Source organism: Mesorhizobium sp. B2-9-1, from assembly GCF_006439455.1.
Lineage (GTDB): Bacteria > Pseudomonadota > Alphaproteobacteria > Rhizobiales > Rhizobiaceae > Mesorhizobium.
In genome coordinates this window covers 228,625-245,915 of record NZ_VFTP01000001.1, presented here as the reverse complement: position 1 = coordinate 245,915, position 17,291 = coordinate 228,625, and the positions used below count along the sequence as shown (strand labels likewise).

Sequence of the window (17,291 nt, the reverse complement as noted above, 5' to 3'; positions counted from 1 at the left end):
CCATGGACGCGGCAGTCGATGCGGGCACTGGCCAATTCGAACTCAACGAGGAACAGCGCGCCATCCAGGAGATGGCCCAGGCTTTCGCGGCGGACCGCGTCGCGCCCAACGCGCTCGATTGGGACAAGGCAAAGCACTTCCCCGCCGATGTGATCCGCGAGACCGGGCCGCTCGGCCTCGGCGGCATCTATGTGCGCGACGATGTCGGCGGCTCGGCGCTTGGGCGGCTCGATGCCGTGCTGATCTTCGAGGCGCTTGCCCATGCCGATCCGGCCTTCTCTTCCTTCATTTCCATCCACAACATGGCGGCCTCGATGATCGACCGCTTCGGCTCAGACGAGCAGCGCCGGCGCTTCCTGCCGAAACTGATCTCGATGGAATGGCTCGCGAGCTATTGCCTGACCGAGCCCGGCTCAGGCTCGGATGCGGCCGCGCTGAAGACGCGCGCGGTAAAGAGCGGCGGCGACTATGTCTTGAACGGCGCCAAGCAGTTCATCTCCGGCGCCGGCGACAGTGACCTTTATGTCGTGATGGCGCGCACCGGCAGCGATGGCCCGAAAGGCATCTCGACCTTCGCCGTGCCCAAGGATGCGCCGGGCCTGTCCTTCGGCGCCAACGAGCACAAGATGGGCTGGCACATGCAGTCGACCCGCCAAGTCATCTTCGAGGATTGCAAGGTGCCGGCCGACAACCTGCTCGCCGCGGAAGGCGCCGGCTTCGGCATCGCCATGGCCGGGCTCGATGGCGGGCGGCTCAACATCGCCGCATGTTCGCTCGGCGGCGCGCAGTCGGCGCTCGACAAGGCGCTCACTTACACTTCCGAGCGCAAGGCCTTCGGCTCCAAGATCAACCAATTCCAAGCGCTGCAATTCAGGCTGGCCGACATGGAGACGGAGCTGCAGGCGGCCCGCATCTTTCTCTACGCCGCCGCCTCGAAGCTCGACCGCAAGGCGCCGGATGCCGGCAAATGGTCCGCGATGGCCAAGCGCTTCGTCACCGATATCGGCTTCGACATCGCCAACCAGGCGCTGCAATTGCACGGCGGCTACGGCTATCTGCACGATTACGGCATCGAGAAGCTGGTCCGCGACCTGCGCGTCCACCAGATCCTCGAAGGCACCAACGAGATCATGCGCGTCATCATCGCGCGGGCGTTGATTGGTAGGCAGTAGGCAGTAGGCAGTAGGGAAAGATGACCGGCAAGATCAACTCGTACAAGGATTTGATCGTTTGGCAGCAGGCGATGGATTTGGCTGTGGCTACCTACTCCTTGACCAAGGCATGGCCAAAAGAAGAATTGTATGGGCTGACCAGCCAAATTCGCCGCTCAGCCACGTCTATCCCCGCAAACATTGCGGAAGGTTACGGCCGAGATAACACCGGCTCTTACCAGCAGTTTCTCAGGATAGCCCAAGGCTCCCTAAAGGAACTCGAGACACACCTCCAGGTCGCTGAACGCATCGGCCTGGCCACTCGTGATGAGGTTCACCATATGCTGTCAGCTACAGAAGCGATCGGAAAAATGCTTCGCCAGCTTATTATCAAGCTCGCACCTGAGTAGACACCCTACTGCCTACTGCCTACTGCCTACTGCCTACTGCCTACTGCCTACTGCCTGATCCAGGGAGCACCATTATGACAACGATCGCCTTCATTGGTCTCGGCAACATGGGTAATCCGATGGCCGCCAACCTCGTGAAGGCGGGACACACCGTGCTCGGCTTCGATCTCATTCCAGAGAACCTCACTGTCGCGAAAGAACACGGCGTCACCGTCATGGCGAATGCCGTCGCCGCGGTGAAGGACGCCGACGTCGTCATCACCATGCTGCCGGCCGGCAAGCATGTGCTGTCGGTTTATGAGGACATCGCGCCCAAGGCGAAGAAAGGCGGGCTGTTCATCGATTCCTCGACCATCGATGTCGAATCGGCTCGCAAGGCGCATGCCATTGCCGCGAAGCATGGTCACCCGTCGATCGACGCACCCGTTTCCGGCGGCACCGGCGGCGCCACGGCCGGCACCCTCACCTTCATGGCCGGTGGCTCAGATCAGGCGTTTGCCGCCGCCGAGCCGATCCTGAAGCCGATGGCCGGGCGCGTCGTTCATTGCGGCGGCGACGGCGCCGGACAGGCCGCCAAGATCTGCAACAACATGATTCTCGGCATCTCGATGATTGGCGTAGCCGAAGCCTTCGTGCTGGCCGAAAAGCTGGGCCTTTCGCACCAGGCGCTGTATGACGTCGCCTCGACCTCGTCGGGCCAATGCTGGTCGCTCACCACCTATTGCCCGGTGCCCGGGCCTGTTCCAGCCTCGCCGGCCAACCGCGACTACAAGCCCGGCTTTGCCGCGGCCCTGATGCTGAAGGACCTGAAATTGTCGCAGGAAGCCGCGCAGAACGCGGGCGCCGTGACCCCGCTCGGCGCCGAAGCCACACAGCTCTACGCCTTGTTCAACGCGCAAGGCCACGCCGGCGCCGATTTTTCCGGCATTATTAATTTCTTGCGCGGAAATCCGGCATAAGCCACTGATTTTCAAAGATTCTTTCCACGATTTGCCGGTGCGAAGCCGGCAAATTTAGATTTGCTTAAGGTCTCGCTAACGCACCGGTAACGATGTGCCTTTAAAACGGACTGCGAGGCGGACATCGCGTCTGCCCGGCGCTCCGGATCAGGTCTCGCGTACCGGAGCCCGTAAATTTCGCAAGTATTCTCGTAGCGAAATGCCATGTGTATCTGGCAAAGCCGCGTTCCCGCAGGGACGCGGTTTTTGCGTTTTAGAACGTCGCCAACTTCGTCATTCCAGGGCGCAGCAGGAGCGAAGCTCCGTCGCGAAGACCCTGGAATCCATGCCGTGACTTCGAAGCGCTGCAACGGCGCAGAGTTCTGCTCCGCTGCACCCCTCGGCGGAGGTCACGGAATGGATTCTATGGTCTGCGCGCGTCGCTTCGCTCCTTGCTCCGCCATAGAACGACTGGCTGCGTTTCGCCTCGTCAGCGCTTCCGCAAATCGGCATCCGCGAGATCGAGCGCCTTGGCGATGCGCTCGCAAGCCATGTCGATCGTGTCGCGCGTCCAGATCAGCGGCGGCGACAGGATCATCGTGTCGCCGGTGGCCCGCAGCATCATGCCCTGCGCGATCGCGTGGTCGCGCACGACGACCGCCGCACTTCCCGACGGCAAATAGCGTTCCTTGGTCGCCTTGTCCTTGACGATCTCGATCGCGCCCATCAGGCCGATCGAGCGCACCTCGCCGACCAGCCGATGCCCGGCGATCCGCTCCTGCAGCGCCTGCGCGAAATAGGGACCGGTGTCGTTCTTGACGCGCTCGACCAGGCCTTCCTTCTCGATGATCTCAAGGTTCTTCAGCGCCACCGCGCAAGCCACGGGATGACCGGAATAGGTGTAGCCGTGGTAGAACTCGCCGCCTTTCTCGACCAGCGTCTTGGCGATGCGGTCGCCGACCAGCAGCGCCGACAGCGGCTGGTAGCCCGAGGTCAGCGCCTTGGCGGTGGTGATGGTGTCGGGCTCGATGCCGAAAGTCTGCGCCGCGAACCACTCGCCGGTGCGGCCATAGCCGGTGATCACCTCGTCCAGCATCAACAGCACGTCGTATTTGCGGCAGATGCGCTCCACTTCCGGCCAGTAGCTCATCGGCGGGATCTTCACCCCGCCGGCACCCATCACCGGCTCGCCGATAAAGGCGGCGACCTTGTCGGCGCCGGCCTCGAGGATCGCGTCCTCGACCGCCTTGGCCGCGCGGATGCCGAAATCATGGTCGCTTTCGCCGGGCAACGCGAGCTCATAGGCATAGGGCATCATCACATGGACGATGTTGGGCACCGCGCCGCCGAGCTGCTTGTGCATCGGCTCCATGCCGCCGAGCGACGTGCCGGCGACCGTCGAGCCGTGATAGGCCGACTTGCGCGAGATGACGCGATTCTTCTCGGGCTTGCCTTCAAGCGCCCAAAAGTGGCGCACGAGCCTGAGCGCCGTGTCGTTGGCCTCCGACCCGGACGAACCGTAGAAAACCTGGCTGACATGCGTCGGCGCCAGCTCCGCCAGCTTCTTCGACAACAGCACCGGCGTCGGCGTCGAACATTTGAAGAAGGAGTTGTAGTAAGGCAGCTCCTTCATCTGCGCGTAGGCAGCCTCGGCCAGCTCGTCGCGGCCATAGCCGACATTGACGCACCACAGGCCCGCCATGCCGTCGAGGATTTCGGTGCCGTCGGCATCGTAGATGAACGGGCCGTTGGCATGGGTGATGATGCGCGAGCCCGTCTCGCGCAGCTCCTTATGGTCGGTGAAGGGATGCAGGTGATGCGCGGCATCGATCTGCTGAAGCTGCTTCAGCGAATAATTCTGATAGGTCATGGATTTGATCTTTCCTCTTGAATCAATCCGGCGCGGCCGGGGCGGATTCGTCAGAGGAAGCGGGGCGGCGAATAGCCGATGCGGGCGCACAGCCGCAACAGCTCGGCGCGCAGCGTGCGCGGTGACGGCGTCACCGCGACCCCGAAGGCGCCAGAAGTGCTGAAGCGGATCATGGCGGCAGCTTATGCCGCCTGAGGCCTAGAATTCAAGCTGTTCCGGTTAGCGCCCGCTGCAGGAATATGTAGCGCATCGCCGTCTGCGCCGCCTGCGGCCGGCGGTCGCCGCGCCCGCCATGGCCGCCTTCGGTCTCCTCGAAAAACAGCGTCCTGCCGTGACCTGCCTCCTGCAGCCGTGCCGCCATCTTGCGCGCATGTCCGGGATGGACGCGATCATCGGCGGTGGACGTCATCAACAGCACGGGCGGATAGGCGACATTGGCCGCGACATGCTGGTAGGGCGAATAGGCGCCGAGCCAGGCCGCCTCTTCGGGCTTCGACGGGTCGCCATATTCGGCGATCCACGAGGCGCCGGGGGGCAGTTCGGTGTAGCGCAACATATCGAGCAGCGGCACGTCGATGATGACCGCGCCGAACAGCTCCGGCCGCTGCGTCAGCGACGTGCCGGTGAGCAGGCCGCCATTGGAGCCGCCCTGGATGCCGAGCTGCGCCGCCGTGGTGATGCCGCGCCGGACCACGTCCTCGGCCACCGCCGCGAAATCGTCGAAAGCGTTCTGGCGCTTGCCCTTCAGCGCCGCCTGGTGCCAGGCCGGACCAAACTCGCCGCCGCCGCGGATGTTGGCCTGGACATAGGCGTTGCCCCTGTCCAGCCAGAGCTTGCCGCGAATGCCGGCATAGCCGGGCAGCAGCGGCACTTCAAAGCCGCCATAGCCGTAGAGCAGCGTCGGCACCGGCCCTTTCTGGTCGCGCCGCCGCACCACGAAATACGGGATCATCGTGCCGTCCTTCGAGCGCGCCTCGAACTGCTCCGAGATATAAGGCGAGGCGTCGAAGCGGGCCGGCTGCGACTTCACCGTTTGAAGCGTCTCGCCATTGTCGTCCGACCAGATGATCGAGCTCGGCGTCAGGAAATCGGTGAAAGAGAAGGAGACGCTCGAGCCGAAATGCTCGACATGGCTGATGCCGACATTGCCGTTGTCGGGCAGCGCGATCCGCTTCAGCGACCAGCCTTCGGCGGCGCGGTCGCAGGCGATGACCTTGCCGCGCACATTGTCCATCAGGTTGATGAACAGCCGGTCCTGCGTCCTGGCGAGGCCGGCGATCGAAACGCGGTGCGCCGGCTCGAGCACGGTCTGGAACGGACCGAAGGCACCGCTCTCGATCCAGCGATCGAAATCGACCGAATAGAGCCCGTCGGGCAGGCAGCGCGTGCCGTCCGGCGCCGTCCAGGGGCTGCGCACGCCGAAGATCAGTTGGCCCTTGAAGATCGCCGTGTCGGTGGCGTCGTCGGGCAGCGGAATGCGCCGGTTCTCGCCCGAAGCCAGCCGCAGGAAACTGTGCGAGGTGAAGAAGTCGAGCGTCTTGCCGAGCAGCACGTGCCGCTTGTCGCCGTCATATTCGACGCCGCCGCCGACCGCGAGATGTTGCTTTTCGCCTTCGAGGATCGGCGTGGCGTCCTCAAGCTTGGTGCCGCGCCGCCACAGCTTGATCACGCGCGGATAGCCGGACTGCGTCTTGTCGTCTTCCTCGAAAGCGGCGGAGACGATCACCGTATCTTCGTCCAGCCAGGAAAAGCCCGACTTGGAAGCACGCGCGGAAAAACCGCCATCGACAAAAGACCTCGTCACGATATCGAATTCGCGCATCTCGCTGGCATCGCCGCCATCGGGCGACATGTAGAGCAGGCAGCGGTTGAAATCGGGATAGAGCCGGCTCGCCCCGCCGAACACCCACTTCACGCCTTCCTTCGCGGAAAGCTGATCGAAGTCGATGATCGTCTCCCAATCGGGCTTGTCGGTCTTATAGGACGCGACCGTTGTGCGCCGCCAGAGACCCAGCGCATTGGTCTTGTCCTGCCAGAAATTATAGACGTAGCCGGCAAGTGCTGCCCCGACCGGCATGTTGTCCTCGGCGGTCATCAGGTCGAGCGCGGTCTCGAACGCGGCCTGATAAGAAGGATCGCCCTGCAGTTCGGCGACCGTCAGCGCATTCTGGCGATGAACCCAGTCCAGCGCTTCCTTGCCGTTGCGGTCCTCAAGCCAGAGGTAGGGATCGTCGGCGGTCAATTCGAGCTGGGTTTTGGTCATCGTGCTGGTCATGCAGGTCTCCATCCGGCGGCCCCGCCTACATCGCGTTCGCTGCCTCGATATTCAAGAGCCATTTCGGGACCGATTACAAAACCCGCCGGCGCGCGATCGTCGCCGCCGCCAGCGCGGCGCAAATGGCGCCCAGCGTGACCGGCAGGCCGGCGGCGCCGATGACATCCATGACGCCGCCGGTGAGCGGCGGCACGACGATGCCGCCAAAACCCCACATCAGCGAGAAGGCGACATTGCCGGCAACCAGCGCCGACCCGGTGAAGCGTTCGCCGAGCTCGACGATCGACATCGTGTAGATGCCGTAGGAAACGGCGCCCCAGATAAAGACGCAAGCCCAGATCAGCGGCGTCTCGATCAGCGCCGGCAAAGCCACGCATCCAAGGACGGTCACCGCCACGCAGCCGAACCGCACCAGGCGCGCCGTCAACCTTTCGGCGAGCAGGCCGAGCGGCACCTGCATGGCGATGTTGCCGGCGATCATCACGGAAAGCAGCGCCGACATGCGTGCCTCGGGAATGCCGTGATGGGTCCCATAGACTGGCAGCAGCGCCAATATCGCCTGCTCGAACCCGGCCGCGACGATCACCGCCGACAGAAGCAGCCAGGCCATTGGTATGAAGCCCAGCACCGAAACCTTGTTTTCGGCCTCGTCGACTTTCGGCAGCCGCTTCACCACCACGGCCAGGCAGCCGCCGCAGAAGAGGAAGGCAAGAATGCCGACAAGGAAAGGCGGCCAGCCTTCGGTGCCGACGGCGAGCAGGCAGAGCGGCCCGGCCGCGAAGCCCGCCGAGATGATGGTTGAATAGATACCCATGACGCGACCGCGCCGCGTCGGCGGCGCCAGAGCGATCACCCAGATTTCGCTCAGGACATAGAGCGGGTTGGTCACTACGCCGATCAGGAAGCGCAGCGGGAACCACAGATAGACATTTTGCGTCCAGCCGATCAGCGCCAGCACCAGCGCCGAGAGCGCCGCGCAGGTCAGCGCGGTCCGCCCTGCCCCGAACCGGCGCGCCAATCCCGGGATCAGCGGCGAGGACAGGATGAAGCCGACCGGCGTCATCGCCGCCGACAGTCCGATCATCGCCGGCGAAACGCCTTGGCGCTGCAGGATAAAGCTGAGCAGCGGATAGGAAAGCCCTTGCGCGATGGCGAAGACGGAAACCGTCGCGATCACGCCGGTGATCGCGGCCCACTGCACCGTCTCGTCGCTTTCCGAGCCCGCCAGCGCCATCATTGCTGCTCCAATCTCGGAGCCTTAGCCGCTACCGGCGACAGCCGTAAGGGCCAACGGCGGCGAAAGCGCATGTTCCAGCCAGTCCCTGTCAGGAGCGCTGGCGCTGCAAGGAACAGCACAAGGTAACGGCACCCAGCAACGCATCGGGCCCGACGATAACGGCAGGCAGCCGAGCGGCCGATCGCCTGCGGCCGGCCCCCCTTCCGTCATGTCGCTTCCCTCGCCCTAGTGGTCGCCGCCTCCTCACCGGCTGCATTGCGGCCAGTCCATTATGCCGGCCAAATTCGCATCCTCACGAGGCTTCTCATGACTGCCGCCCTCCATCCCGCCGAACCGGCATTGGCAACCGATCGCGCCCGTCGTGGCGGCCGCGCGGGAAAGCGCGCCGGCGGTTCGGCCGCCTTCGAGCAGCCCGCCTTCCGGCAATTGAAGAACCCGCTGACGCCGACCAGGTTGGTGTCCGATGACGAATTGGAATCAATTCACCTCGCCTCGCTGCGTGTGTTGAGGGAAATCGGCGTCGACGTTCTGCACGATGAGGCCCGCCGCATCATGAAGGCGCATGGCGCGGACGTGCGCGAAGGCTCGGAGCGCGTGCGCTTCGACAGCGACATGATCCTCGAGCTTGTCTCGCATTGCCCGTCGGAGTTCACGCTGCATGCCCGCAATCCGGCGCATAATCTGCGCTTCGGCGGCAACAACGTCATCCTGTCGATGATGGCTTCGGCGCCGAACTGCTCCGACCTTGACCGCGGCCGCAGGCCCGGCAACCAGGCCGATTACCGCAACTTCCTGCGCCTGGCGCAGATGCACAACATCCTGCACTGCACCGGCGGCTATCCGGTCGAGCCGATCGACATCCATCCGTCGGTGCGGCACCTGGAATGCATTCGCGACCTCGCCATGCTGACCGACAAGGTCTTCCACATCTATTCGCTCGGCAAGGAACGCAACGTCGACGGCATCGAGATCACCCGCATCGCGCGCGGCGTCAGCCGCGAGCAGCTGATGCAGGAACCGTCGGTCTTTACCATCATCAACACCAATTCGCCGCTCAAGCTCGACGTGCCGATGATGGAAGGCATCATCCAGATGTCGAGCATGGGCCAGGTCGTGATCGTCACGCCGTTCACGCTGTCCGGCGCCATGGCGCCCGTCACCGTCGCCGGCGCGCTGGTGCAGCAGAACGCCGAGGCGCTCTCGGGCATTGCCTTCGCGCAGATGGTCAAGAAAGGCGCGCCGGTCGGCTATGGCGGCTTCACCTCCAATGTCGACATGAAGTCCGGCGCGCCGGCCTTCGGCACGCCCGAATATATGAAGGCGCAGCTCGTCGGCGGCCAGCTCGCCCGACGCTATCAAATTCCCTACCGCACCTCCAACACCTGCGCCGCCAACACCGTCGACGCCCAGGCCGCCTATGAAAGCGTGTTCTCGCTGTGGGGCGCGATGCAGGGCGGCGGCAATCTGATGATGCATGGCGCCGGCTGGCTGGAAGGCGGCCTGCGCTGCTCCTACGAAAAGACCATCCTCGACATCGACCTTTTGCAGATGGTGGCTGAATTCCTCACCCCGCTCGACCTCTCGGAGGATGCGCTCGGCTTCGACGCCATCCAGTCGGTCGGCCCGGGCGGGCATTTCTTCGGCACCCAGCACACGCAGCAGCGTTACAAGACCGCCTTCTATTCGCCGATCGTCTCCGACTGGCGCAATTTCGAGACATGGGCCGAGGCAGGTTCGCCGACAGCGCTGGAACGCACCAACAAGATCTGGAAGGAGCGCCTTGCCTCCTACGAGGAGCCCTATATGGATCCGGCCATCCGCGAGGAGCTCAACGACTTCGTCGAGAAACGCCGCGCCGAAGGCGGCGCGCCGACGGATTTCTGATCCTTGATCTCCATTTCTGACTCCACATTGCACAACACGGATCTATCTGCATGAAATCCCACGTAAAAGCGGTTGTCATCGGCGGCGGCGTCGTCGGCTGTTCGGTGCTCTATCACCTCGCCAAGGCCGGCTGGACCGACATCATGCTGATCGAGCGCTCGGAGCTGACCTCCGGCTCGTCCTGGCATGCGGCGGGCGGCTTCCATACGCTGAACGGCGACCCTAACGTCGCCAAGCTGCAGGCCTACACGGTCCAGCTCTACAAGGAGATCGAGGAACTCTCCGGCCAGTCCTGCTCGCTGCATCTGACCGGCGGCGTCATGATGGCCGACACGCCCGAGCGCATGGACTTCCTGCGGCTGGCTCACGCCAAGGGCCGCTATCTCGGCATGGATACCGAGCTGATCACGCCCTCGGAAGCCAAGGCGATGTTCCCGCTGATGGACGAGACGAACTTCGTCGGCGCCATGTGGGATCCGGTCGAAGGTCATCTCGACCCTTCGGGCACCACCATCGCCTATTCCAAGGCGGCGAAAAAGCTCGGCGCCGAGATCGTGCTGCGCAACCGCGTCGTCGACCTGACTCAGCAGCCGGACGGCACCTGGAACGTCGTCACCGAGCAGGGCACGGTCCATGCCGAGCACGTCGTCAACTGCGGCGGCCTGTGGGCGCGCGAGATCGGCCGCATGGTCGGCGTCGAGCTGCCGGTGCTGGCCATGGAGCACATGTACCTCTTGACTGAGCCGATGCCGGAGGTCGAGGAATTCAACAAGTCGACCGGCCGCGAGATGATCGGCGTGCTCGACTTCAAGGGCGAGATCTACACCCGCCAGGAGCGCAACGGCGTTCTGCTCGGCACCTACGAGAAGGCCTGCAAGCCGTGGTCGCCGGTCAACACGCCGTGGGATTTCGGCCATGAGCTGCTGCAGCCCGACATCGACCGCATCGCTCCGTCGCTGGAGATCGGCTTCAAGCATTTCCCCGGCATCGAGAAGGCCGGCATCAAGCAGATCATCAATGGCCCCTTCACCTTCGCGCTCGACGGCAATCCGCTGGTCGGCCCGGTGCAGGGCCTGACCAATTTCTGGTGCGCCTGCGCCGTCATGGCCGGGTTCAGCCAGGGCGGCGGCGTCGGCCTGGCGCTCTCCAACTGGATGGTGCATGGCGATCCGGGCTTCGACGTCTGGGGCATGGATGTCGCTCGCTTCGGCGAATGGGCGAGCTTGCGCTACACCAACGCCAAGGTGCGGGAAAACTATTCGCGTCGCTTCTCGATCCGCTTCCCGAACGAAGAACTGCCCGCCGCCCGTCCGGCGCAGACGACGCCACTTTACGACGCCATGCTCGCCAACAACGCCGTCATGGGCGATTCGTGGGGCCTGGAAACGCCGCTCTGGTTCGCGCCGAAGGGCACGGAGCCGAAGGACATCGTCTCCTTCCACCGCTCCAACGACTTCGGCCCGATCGGCGACGAAGTGCGCGCCACCCGCGACAGGGTCGGCGTGACCGAGATCGCCAACTTCGCCAAATACGAGGTCTCAGGCCCGGGTGCCGAGGATTTCCTCAACCGGTTGATGACCAACCGCATGCCGAAGGTCGGCCGCATCGTGCTGACCCCGATGGTCAACGAATTCGGCAAGCTGATCGGCGACTTCACCATCGCCAAGGCCGGCCCAAGAAATGGAGAAGACCGCTTCATGATCTGGGGCTCGTCCGCAGCGCAGAAATATCACATGCGCTGGTTCGAGAAGCACCTGCCGAAGGATGGGTCGGTGCGCATCCACCGCTTCGACCAGACGCTGGTCGGTCTCTCCATCGCCGGGCCGAAATCGCGCGACCTGCTGCAGAAGCTCGTCGATGTCGACGTCTCGACAAAGGCCTTCCGCTTCATGGACTTCCGCGAGATGGCGGTCGGCGGCGCGCCCTGCATGGTCAACCGCATCACCTATACCGGCGACCTTGGCTACGAGATCTGGATGGCGCCCGCCTACCAGCGCCTGGTCTACAAGGCGATCAAGGAAGCCGGCGCGGAATTCGGCATCGTCGATTTCGGCATGCGCGCGCTGCTCTCAATGCGCCTGGAAAAGAATTTTCCGACCTGGTTCCGTGAATTGCGTCCGATCTACGGACCGTTCGAAGGCTCGATGGACCGCTTCATCAAGCTGGAGAAGAACGACTTCATTGGCCGCGAGGCGTCCGCCAAGGAGCATGCCGAAGGGCCGAAGCTGCGCCGGGTCTCCTTCATCGTCGATGCGGCCGATGCCGACGTGATGGGCGACGAGCCGATCTGGGCCAAGGTCGGCAAGGACTACGGCACGGTCGAGAAGCCGCATGGCTACGGCGCGCCGCGCTTCGACACATCAGGCAAGGAAGTGCGTGGCTCGAAGGCCGCCGAAGGCGCTTCGGCCGTGCGCGGCATCGTCGATGGAGACTGGCGCGTCGTTGGTTGGGTGACTTCGGGCGGCTACGCGCATTACGTGCAGAAGTCGATGGCGCAGGGCTATGTGCCGGCCGCTCTTGCCGAGGACGAAAGCGCCGGCCTGTTCGAGATCGAGATTCTTGGCCACCGCCGCCCGGCCCGCATCAATGTCGAACCGCCTTTCGACCCGAGCGGCGAGAAGATGCGGACCTGAAGCCCCGCGAATTGTTGGATTGCGTCGGTAGCTATGGCATGGTCCGAGCCCACTACCGGCGCATCAGCATGAGAAGACCGTCCCCGTGCGGCAACTAGAGAAATGGACCGATTGGCTCTGCGATGAACGGGTCGGTCCATTCAGCGCGGCGGTTGCTTCGGTCCTCCTCTACTGCCTGACCCAGATCGTCATGATGGCCCTGCTGTCCCATGTTGCGGGCACGGGCGTCGGTGTCGACGATGCAGAGCAATTGACGGAAATGCGGTTCCTGGCCGCCGGCTACGGCAGCTCGCAGCCGCCTCTATACACCTGGCTGGCGACGCTTGCGGCCTCGCTGGTCGGAACCAGCGTCCTTGCCCTCAAGATCGTCAAATACGGCCTGCTGGCCGCGGGGCTGATCGCCTATTTCACCGCCATACGCCGCGTCGGCTACTCGAACCGTGCCGCGGCGGCCGGCATGTTCGGATTGCTGCTGTTTCCCCAGATCTTCTGGGAGATGCAGCACGCCCTCACCCACTCGGTCGCCATATTCTGTTTCACCTCGCTGCTGTTTCTGGCGCTGGTCGAGGTGGAGAAGCGGCGATCGGCCGTCGCCTATGCGTTTTTCGGCCTGGCGACGGCGGCCGCGATGCTGTCGAAGTACAACATCGTCATCTTCCTTGCCGCCCTGTTCCTGGCATCTCTGTCGGTTCGCGAAACGCGTGAGGCGATCTTCGACCGCCGTTTCGCAATCGGCGTGGCGGTGGCGGTCCTTGCCTGCCTGCCGACGCTTTATTGGAGCCTGACACATCTGGAAGATCTGCTCGCGCACCAGGGGGGCCTGGGCGTCGCCGAAGGCGGCAGCGTTGCGAAAACGGCGCTTCTCGGCATCCGCAGACTGGTCAACGCGATCGTCAATTTCGCTGGACTGCCGGTCGCGATTTTTGCCGTCGCCTACGTCCTGGCGACAAGAAAACGGACGGATACGCCTCACCCGGTACGGTGGCCGGAAAAGCTGTTGTGGCGGGCGATCGTACTCGGTCTTGTGGTCATGGTCACAGTCGTATTGGCGGCCGGCATCACCCAGTTTCGCGACCGCTGGATGCTACCGATCTTCATCCTCTTGCCCGCGGCGCTCGCCATGCGCTTCGACGCCATGGGCCAGAGAGGCCGAAAGACGCATGCCACCATTGTCTTCGTCGGCGCTCTGCTTGCCATATTGGTGCTGCCGCTGAGCTGGTACATGCATCTGCACGGCGGCGACAGCCGCGGCAGCGTCGTGCGCATGGATTACCGCTCGCTTTACGAGCAGATCAACGCCGACGGACCGGTCAAGACCGTGGTCTCGAGCTGGTTCTGGGTCGGCAATCTGCGCCTGGTCGATGCCGATCTCATCGCGCTCGATGACGAGACGCCGGACTTCGCCAGGTCGATCCGCGAGCCGGCGGTGCTCGTGCTTACCGACGACAGGGAATCGTCCTCGGAGGTTTTCGAAGAGTTGGCGAAGGCCGGCTACGTGATGGACACGATCCACCGCACGATTGAAGTGCCGCAGGCACTCGGCTTTCCGCCCCGCAAGGTCACGATTACCAGACTGCACAAGAAGCCCGCGCAGTAAGCTTCAGGTGGGACGAATGGACAAGCTAGGCTTCGGCCGCCACCGCAAGATCATGCCCTTCGAACCCGGCTCGGTCGAAGCGTTGCGCGAGGCCTCGCGCGGAAAGGCGGGCGCGCTCAACCAGCATCTGCTGGGCTATGGCGCGACTGCCGAAGCCGAGTGGGCGACGGCGGGCATCGCCGCGCCCGATCTGCCCGCCATGCGCAGATACCGGCTGGAGCGCATTCGCGCCGAGCTGAAGCGTCGCGACTATGCCGGCGCCCTGCTCTACGACCCGGTCAACATCCGCTACGCGACAGATTCGACCAACATGCAGCTCTGGGTCGCGCACAATTCGACACGCCATTGTTTCGTCGCCACGGAAGGGCCGGTGGTGCTGTTCGACTATTTCTCCTGCGAGCACCTGTCCGACCATTCGGGCGTCGTCGACGAGGTACGCCCCGCCGTGTCGTGGATATATCTCTACAGCGGCGAGCTTACCGAGCAGAAAGTCCGGCGCTGGGGTGCCGGTATCGACGAGCTCGTTGCCGAGCATGGCGGCGGCAACCGCCGCATTGCCGTCGACCGCATCAACCCGGAAGGCGTTGAGGAACTCGCCCGCCGCGGCATCGCGATAGGCAATGGCGAGGCGGTGATGGAGAATGCGCGTCTCATCAAATCGCCGGACGAGATCCTCGCCATGCGCCGCGCCATCGTCGCCTGCGAGGCGGCGATTGGCGAGATGGAGACAGCGCTGAAGCCCGGCATCTCCGAAAACGAGCTCTGGGCGGAACTGCATCGCGGCAACATCGCGCGCGGCGGCGAATGGATCGAAACGCGTCTCTTGTCATCGGGACCGCGCACCAATCCCTGGTTCCAGGAATGCTCCTCGCGCGTCATCGAGGATGGCGACCTCGTCGCCTTCGACACGGACCTGATCGGCCCCTACGGGTTCTGCGCCGATCTTTCGCGCACGTGGCTTTGCGGCGACGGAAAGCCGTCGAACGAGCAGCGCGACCTCTTTCGCATCGCCGCCGATCAGATCGCCCATAACACCGATCTGATGCGGCCGGGCATCTCCTTTCGCGATCTCGTCGAGCGCTCGGCGGTGCCGCCGGACGACTGCTATCCGACACGCTACGGCGTGCTCTATCACGGGGTCGGCCTGGCAGACGAATATCCGACGCTGCCGCATGCCGGCGACTGGACCGACGACACGCCGGACGGCGTGCTCGAACCCGGCATGGTGCTTTGCGTCGAAAGCTATATCGGCAGGCTTGGCGGGCGCGAAGGCGTCAAGATCGAGGAGCAGATCCTGATCACCGAGACCGGCAATGAGAAGCTTTCAGCCTACAAGCTGGATGAGCGGCTGCTCTGATCCGCTTTCGACAGCCGCGACGGCGTCGCGCATCGCGGCAATGATTTTTTCCGGCGTCGTTCGGGCGGTGATATAGGGCAGGCCCTTGCGCCGCGCCGTCCAGCCGACCACCTTCACGCCCCTCGCCGCCGGCTCGAAACGTTGCGCCAGCGCCCAGCTTCCGCAGTCGATGGCCGCGACCTCGGCGCTGCCTTCCGCCACGGCCACGATCGACGACCGGTGGCCGCCGCTTTCGCCGCGCGAGGCGAAGATGTCCAGGCTTTCGCCCATCGCCTCCAGGTCGCGCTGCAGGCCGATCAGCCCGGACATCGAGTCCGGATTGTTGAAGGTGAAGCGCTTGCCGCGGAGAAGGTCGATCGGGATGAGGGCCTTGCCGTCCGCGGGCGAGGCAATACCCGGTCCGCCATCCGCCGGCATCACCAGCGCGCTGGAATAGAGCTCTCCCTGCCCGCCCTCGAACGCATCGTAGCTCGGCTGGGCAACCACCTGCACATGCCGGGCAAGGCCGAGTTCCATCGGCCCCCAGCAGGTTTGCCCGAAGAGCAGCGCCGGGCTTAGCCAGAGCGGGAGAAAGTCCAACTCTTCCGGGGGCAGCGTCGCCGGGTCGGGCGCGATCGGCTTGCCGGCGCCGTCGAGTATGCCGCCGGGGACCCCTGGCAGTTCGCGATTGCTGCGCACGACCGCCTCCGGCGCATCGATGCCCCTTTGCCGGAAAGCGTCACGGAGCCGCGCCCATTGCGCGTCGACCTGGCCACGCGCTTCGGACCAATCATACATAGGCAGGGCCGCAACGAACTTGCTCATGTCGAATAGCTTTCAAAGACAAGCGGCCTTCGGCGCCTGCGTTCCGCCGCAAAAAAAGCGTCGCGGAAAGTCGAAATTACTCCTTCGGCGGCTCGGCCGGAACAGGCGCCGTGCCAAGTCCGCTGACATTGCGCGCCCTGACGCGCGGCTTGAAGGCGCGGCCCGGTTCCGGCGTGCGCCGCAGCACCGGATGGACGATCGGCTCCTTGGCCCTGAACGCATGGGCTTTCAGCATCGCAAAATAGTTCGGATAGGCATAACCGTTGTTCATCCGCAGCCATTCCTCGCGGCGCTCGCGAAAGAGCTTCGGCAGCCGGTACCAGGCAATGGTCGGGCTCTTGTGATGAACGAAATGCAGATTGTTGTTCAGGAACAGGAAAGAGAGCGGCGAGCGCTCGACGATCACCGTTCGCCCCTCCGGATGCTCCGACCACTGGTGCTCGGCATAGGTGCGGATCGAGATCAGCGACTGACCGAGCCACACCGGCACCAGGATATAGAGCCACAGTGGGATGCCGAAACCGAACGTGACGATCGGCGTCACAACCGCAAGACCGATGGCATGCAGCAGCCAGGCCTTGCGGATCGCTTTGTCGCCGGCAAGGATCTGCTTGGCATCGTCGATGAAGAAACCGACCGAGGACAACCACGGACCGAGGACGAGGCGGCCGACCATGGTGTTGTTGATTTTGAGCAGGAGCTTCATTGTCGGCGGCAGATCCTCATGCATCCAGAGCGCCTGGTAGTAGCTCTCTGGATCGTCGAGCGGATCGGTCAGGCGCTCGTCGGCATGATGGCGAAGGTGGATGGTCTTGAAGCGGCGGAACGGCCAGACCATGCCGATGGGCAGGAAGACGAAGGCTTCATTGATCCTGGCGTTGCGGGTCGGGTGGCCGTGCAGCACTTCGTGCATGATGGAGGATTGCAGAGCCAGGATAAAGGGCAGGACGACAAGCGCCAGAAGCGGATGGGATGGCCAGAGAAGGAAACCGGTGGCAAGCCATGCGCCGTAGCAGAAGAGTGTGAGGAAGACTGTCGGCCATTCGACAGCCGGTGTGCTGCTACGTCTCTTTTTCGTGCCGGTATTCACGCTTGCCATGCTCTCGACCACTGCCCCCCAGTCGCCGGAACCAAC

General features: G+C 64.0%; 12 protein-coding genes. 7 read left to right on the top strand and 5 right to left on the bottom strand.

Annotated elements, in window-relative coordinates; translation table 11 throughout:
* Positions 1-2 precede the first annotated feature (2 nt).
* The 3 genes from FJW05_RS01180 to mmsB all read left to right on the top strand — a co-directional run bounded on the left by FJW05_RS01180 (position 3) and on the right by mmsB (position 2,520).
* A complete protein-coding gene (locus tag FJW05_RS01180; RefSeq protein WP_140627127.1) occupies positions 3-1,172 on the top strand; it encodes an isobutyryl-CoA dehydrogenase in 1,170 nt (389 codons plus the stop codon).
* 20 nt (positions 1,173-1,192) lie between these two features.
* Positions 1,193-1,561, top strand: coding sequence for a four helix bundle protein (locus FJW05_RS01175; protein ID WP_140627125.1), 369 nt, complete (start codon positions 1,193-1,195; stop codon positions 1,559-1,561).
* A 74-nt stretch (positions 1,562-1,635) separates the two neighbouring features.
* Positions 1,636-2,520: a 3-hydroxyisobutyrate dehydrogenase gene (gene mmsB, locus FJW05_RS01170; protein WP_140627124.1), complete on the top strand. Its 885-nt coding sequence runs from the start codon at positions 1,636-1,638 to the stop codon at positions 2,518-2,520.
* A gap of 469 nt (positions 2,521-2,989) precedes the next feature.
* Here mmsB and FJW05_RS01160 read toward each other — a convergent pair whose 3' ends face one another.
* From FJW05_RS01160 to FJW05_RS01145, 3 genes are all read right to left on the bottom strand, one after another.
* Positions 2,990-4,369, bottom strand: coding sequence for an aspartate aminotransferase family protein (locus FJW05_RS01160; RefSeq protein ID WP_140627120.1), 1,380 nt, complete (start codon positions 4,367-4,369; stop codon positions 2,990-2,992).
* Positions 4,370-4,574: 205 nt separating this feature from the next.
* Positions 4,575-6,644, bottom strand: coding sequence for a prolyl oligopeptidase family protein (locus FJW05_RS01150; RefSeq protein ID WP_140627118.1), 2,070 nt, complete (start codon positions 6,642-6,644; stop codon positions 4,575-4,577).
* A 73-nt stretch (positions 6,645-6,717) separates the two neighbouring features.
* Positions 6,718-7,878: an MFS transporter gene (locus tag FJW05_RS01145; protein WP_140628152.1), complete on the bottom strand. Its 1,161-nt coding sequence runs from the start codon at positions 7,876-7,878 to the stop codon at positions 6,718-6,720.
* A gap of 309 nt (positions 7,879-8,187) precedes the next feature.
* Between FJW05_RS01145 and FJW05_RS01140 the strand changes: the two genes are divergently transcribed.
* From FJW05_RS01140 to FJW05_RS01125, 4 genes are all read left to right on the top strand, one after another.
* A complete protein-coding gene (locus FJW05_RS01140) occupies positions 8,188-9,765 on the top strand; it encodes a trimethylamine methyltransferase family protein (RefSeq protein ID WP_140627116.1) in 1,578 nt (525 codons plus the stop codon).
* 50 nt (positions 9,766-9,815) lie between these two features.
* Positions 9,816-12,398: an FAD-dependent oxidoreductase gene (locus tag FJW05_RS01135; RefSeq protein ID WP_140627114.1), complete on the top strand. Its 2,583-nt coding sequence runs from the start codon at positions 9,816-9,818 to the stop codon at positions 12,396-12,398.
* An 85-nt stretch (positions 12,399-12,483) separates the two neighbouring features.
* The gene (locus FJW05_RS01130; protein WP_140627112.1) at positions 12,484-13,995 is read left to right on the top strand and encodes a glycosyltransferase family 39 protein; all 1,512 of its coding nucleotides are present in this window, start codon (positions 12,484-12,486) and stop codon (positions 13,993-13,995) included.
* Between the two features lie 16 nt (positions 13,996-14,011).
* Positions 14,012-15,352, top strand: coding sequence for a Xaa-Pro peptidase family protein (locus tag FJW05_RS01125; protein ID WP_140627111.1), 1,341 nt, complete (start codon positions 14,012-14,014; stop codon positions 15,350-15,352).
* Here the strand turns inward: FJW05_RS01125 and FJW05_RS01120 are convergent.
* Both FJW05_RS01120 and FJW05_RS01115 read right to left on the bottom strand, forming a co-directional pair.
* The gene (locus tag FJW05_RS01120) at positions 15,320-16,156 is read right to left on the bottom strand and encodes a PhnD/SsuA/transferrin family substrate-binding protein (protein ID WP_140627109.1); all 837 of its coding nucleotides are present in this window, start codon (positions 16,154-16,156) and stop codon (positions 15,320-15,322) included. The two genes, FJW05_RS01125 and FJW05_RS01120, sit on opposite strands and share 33 nt — an antisense overlap.
* Positions 16,157-16,232: 76 nt before the next feature.
* Positions 16,233-17,255 carry a fatty acid desaturase gene (locus tag FJW05_RS01115; RefSeq protein WP_140627107.1) on the bottom strand — a complete coding sequence of 341 codons (1,023 nt, stop codon included), beginning with the start codon at positions 17,253-17,255 and terminating at the stop codon, positions 16,233-16,235.
* Positions 17,256-17,291: the final 36 nt, after the last annotated feature.

Coding starts and splice junctions, on each gene's coding strand:
- FJW05_RS01180 (WP_140627127.1), top strand. CDS start 3: ATGGACGCGGCAGTCGATGCGGGCACTGGCCAATTCGAACTCAACGAG.
- FJW05_RS01160 (WP_140627120.1), bottom strand. CDS start 4,369: ATGACCTATCAGAATTATTCGCTGAAGCAGCTTCAGCAGATCGATGCC.
- FJW05_RS01135 (WP_140627114.1), top strand. CDS start 9,816: ATGAAATCCCACGTAAAAGCGGTTGTCATCGGCGGCGGCGTCGTCGGC.
- FJW05_RS01175 (WP_140627125.1), top strand. CDS start 1,193: ATGACCGGCAAGATCAACTCGTACAAGGATTTGATCGTTTGGCAGCAG.
- FJW05_RS01115 (WP_140627107.1), bottom strand. CDS start 17,255: ATGGCAAGCGTGAATACCGGCACGAAAAAGAGACGTAGCAGCACACCG.
- FJW05_RS01125 (WP_140627111.1), top strand. CDS start 14,012: ATGGACAAGCTAGGCTTCGGCCGCCACCGCAAGATCATGCCCTTCGAA.
- FJW05_RS01140 (WP_140627116.1), top strand. CDS start 8,188: ATGACTGCCGCCCTCCATCCCGCCGAACCGGCATTGGCAACCGATCGC.
- FJW05_RS01120 (WP_140627109.1), bottom strand. CDS start 16,156: ATGAGCAAGTTCGTTGCGGCCCTGCCTATGTATGATTGGTCCGAAGCG.
- mmsB (WP_140627124.1), top strand. CDS start 1,636: ATGACAACGATCGCCTTCATTGGTCTCGGCAACATGGGTAATCCGATG.
- FJW05_RS01145 (WP_140628152.1), bottom strand. CDS start 7,878: ATGGCGCTGGCGGGCTCGGAAAGCGACGAGACGGTGCAGTGGGCCGCG.
- FJW05_RS01150 (WP_140627118.1), bottom strand. CDS start 6,644: ATGACCAGCACGATGACCAAAACCCAGCTCGAATTGACCGCCGACGAT.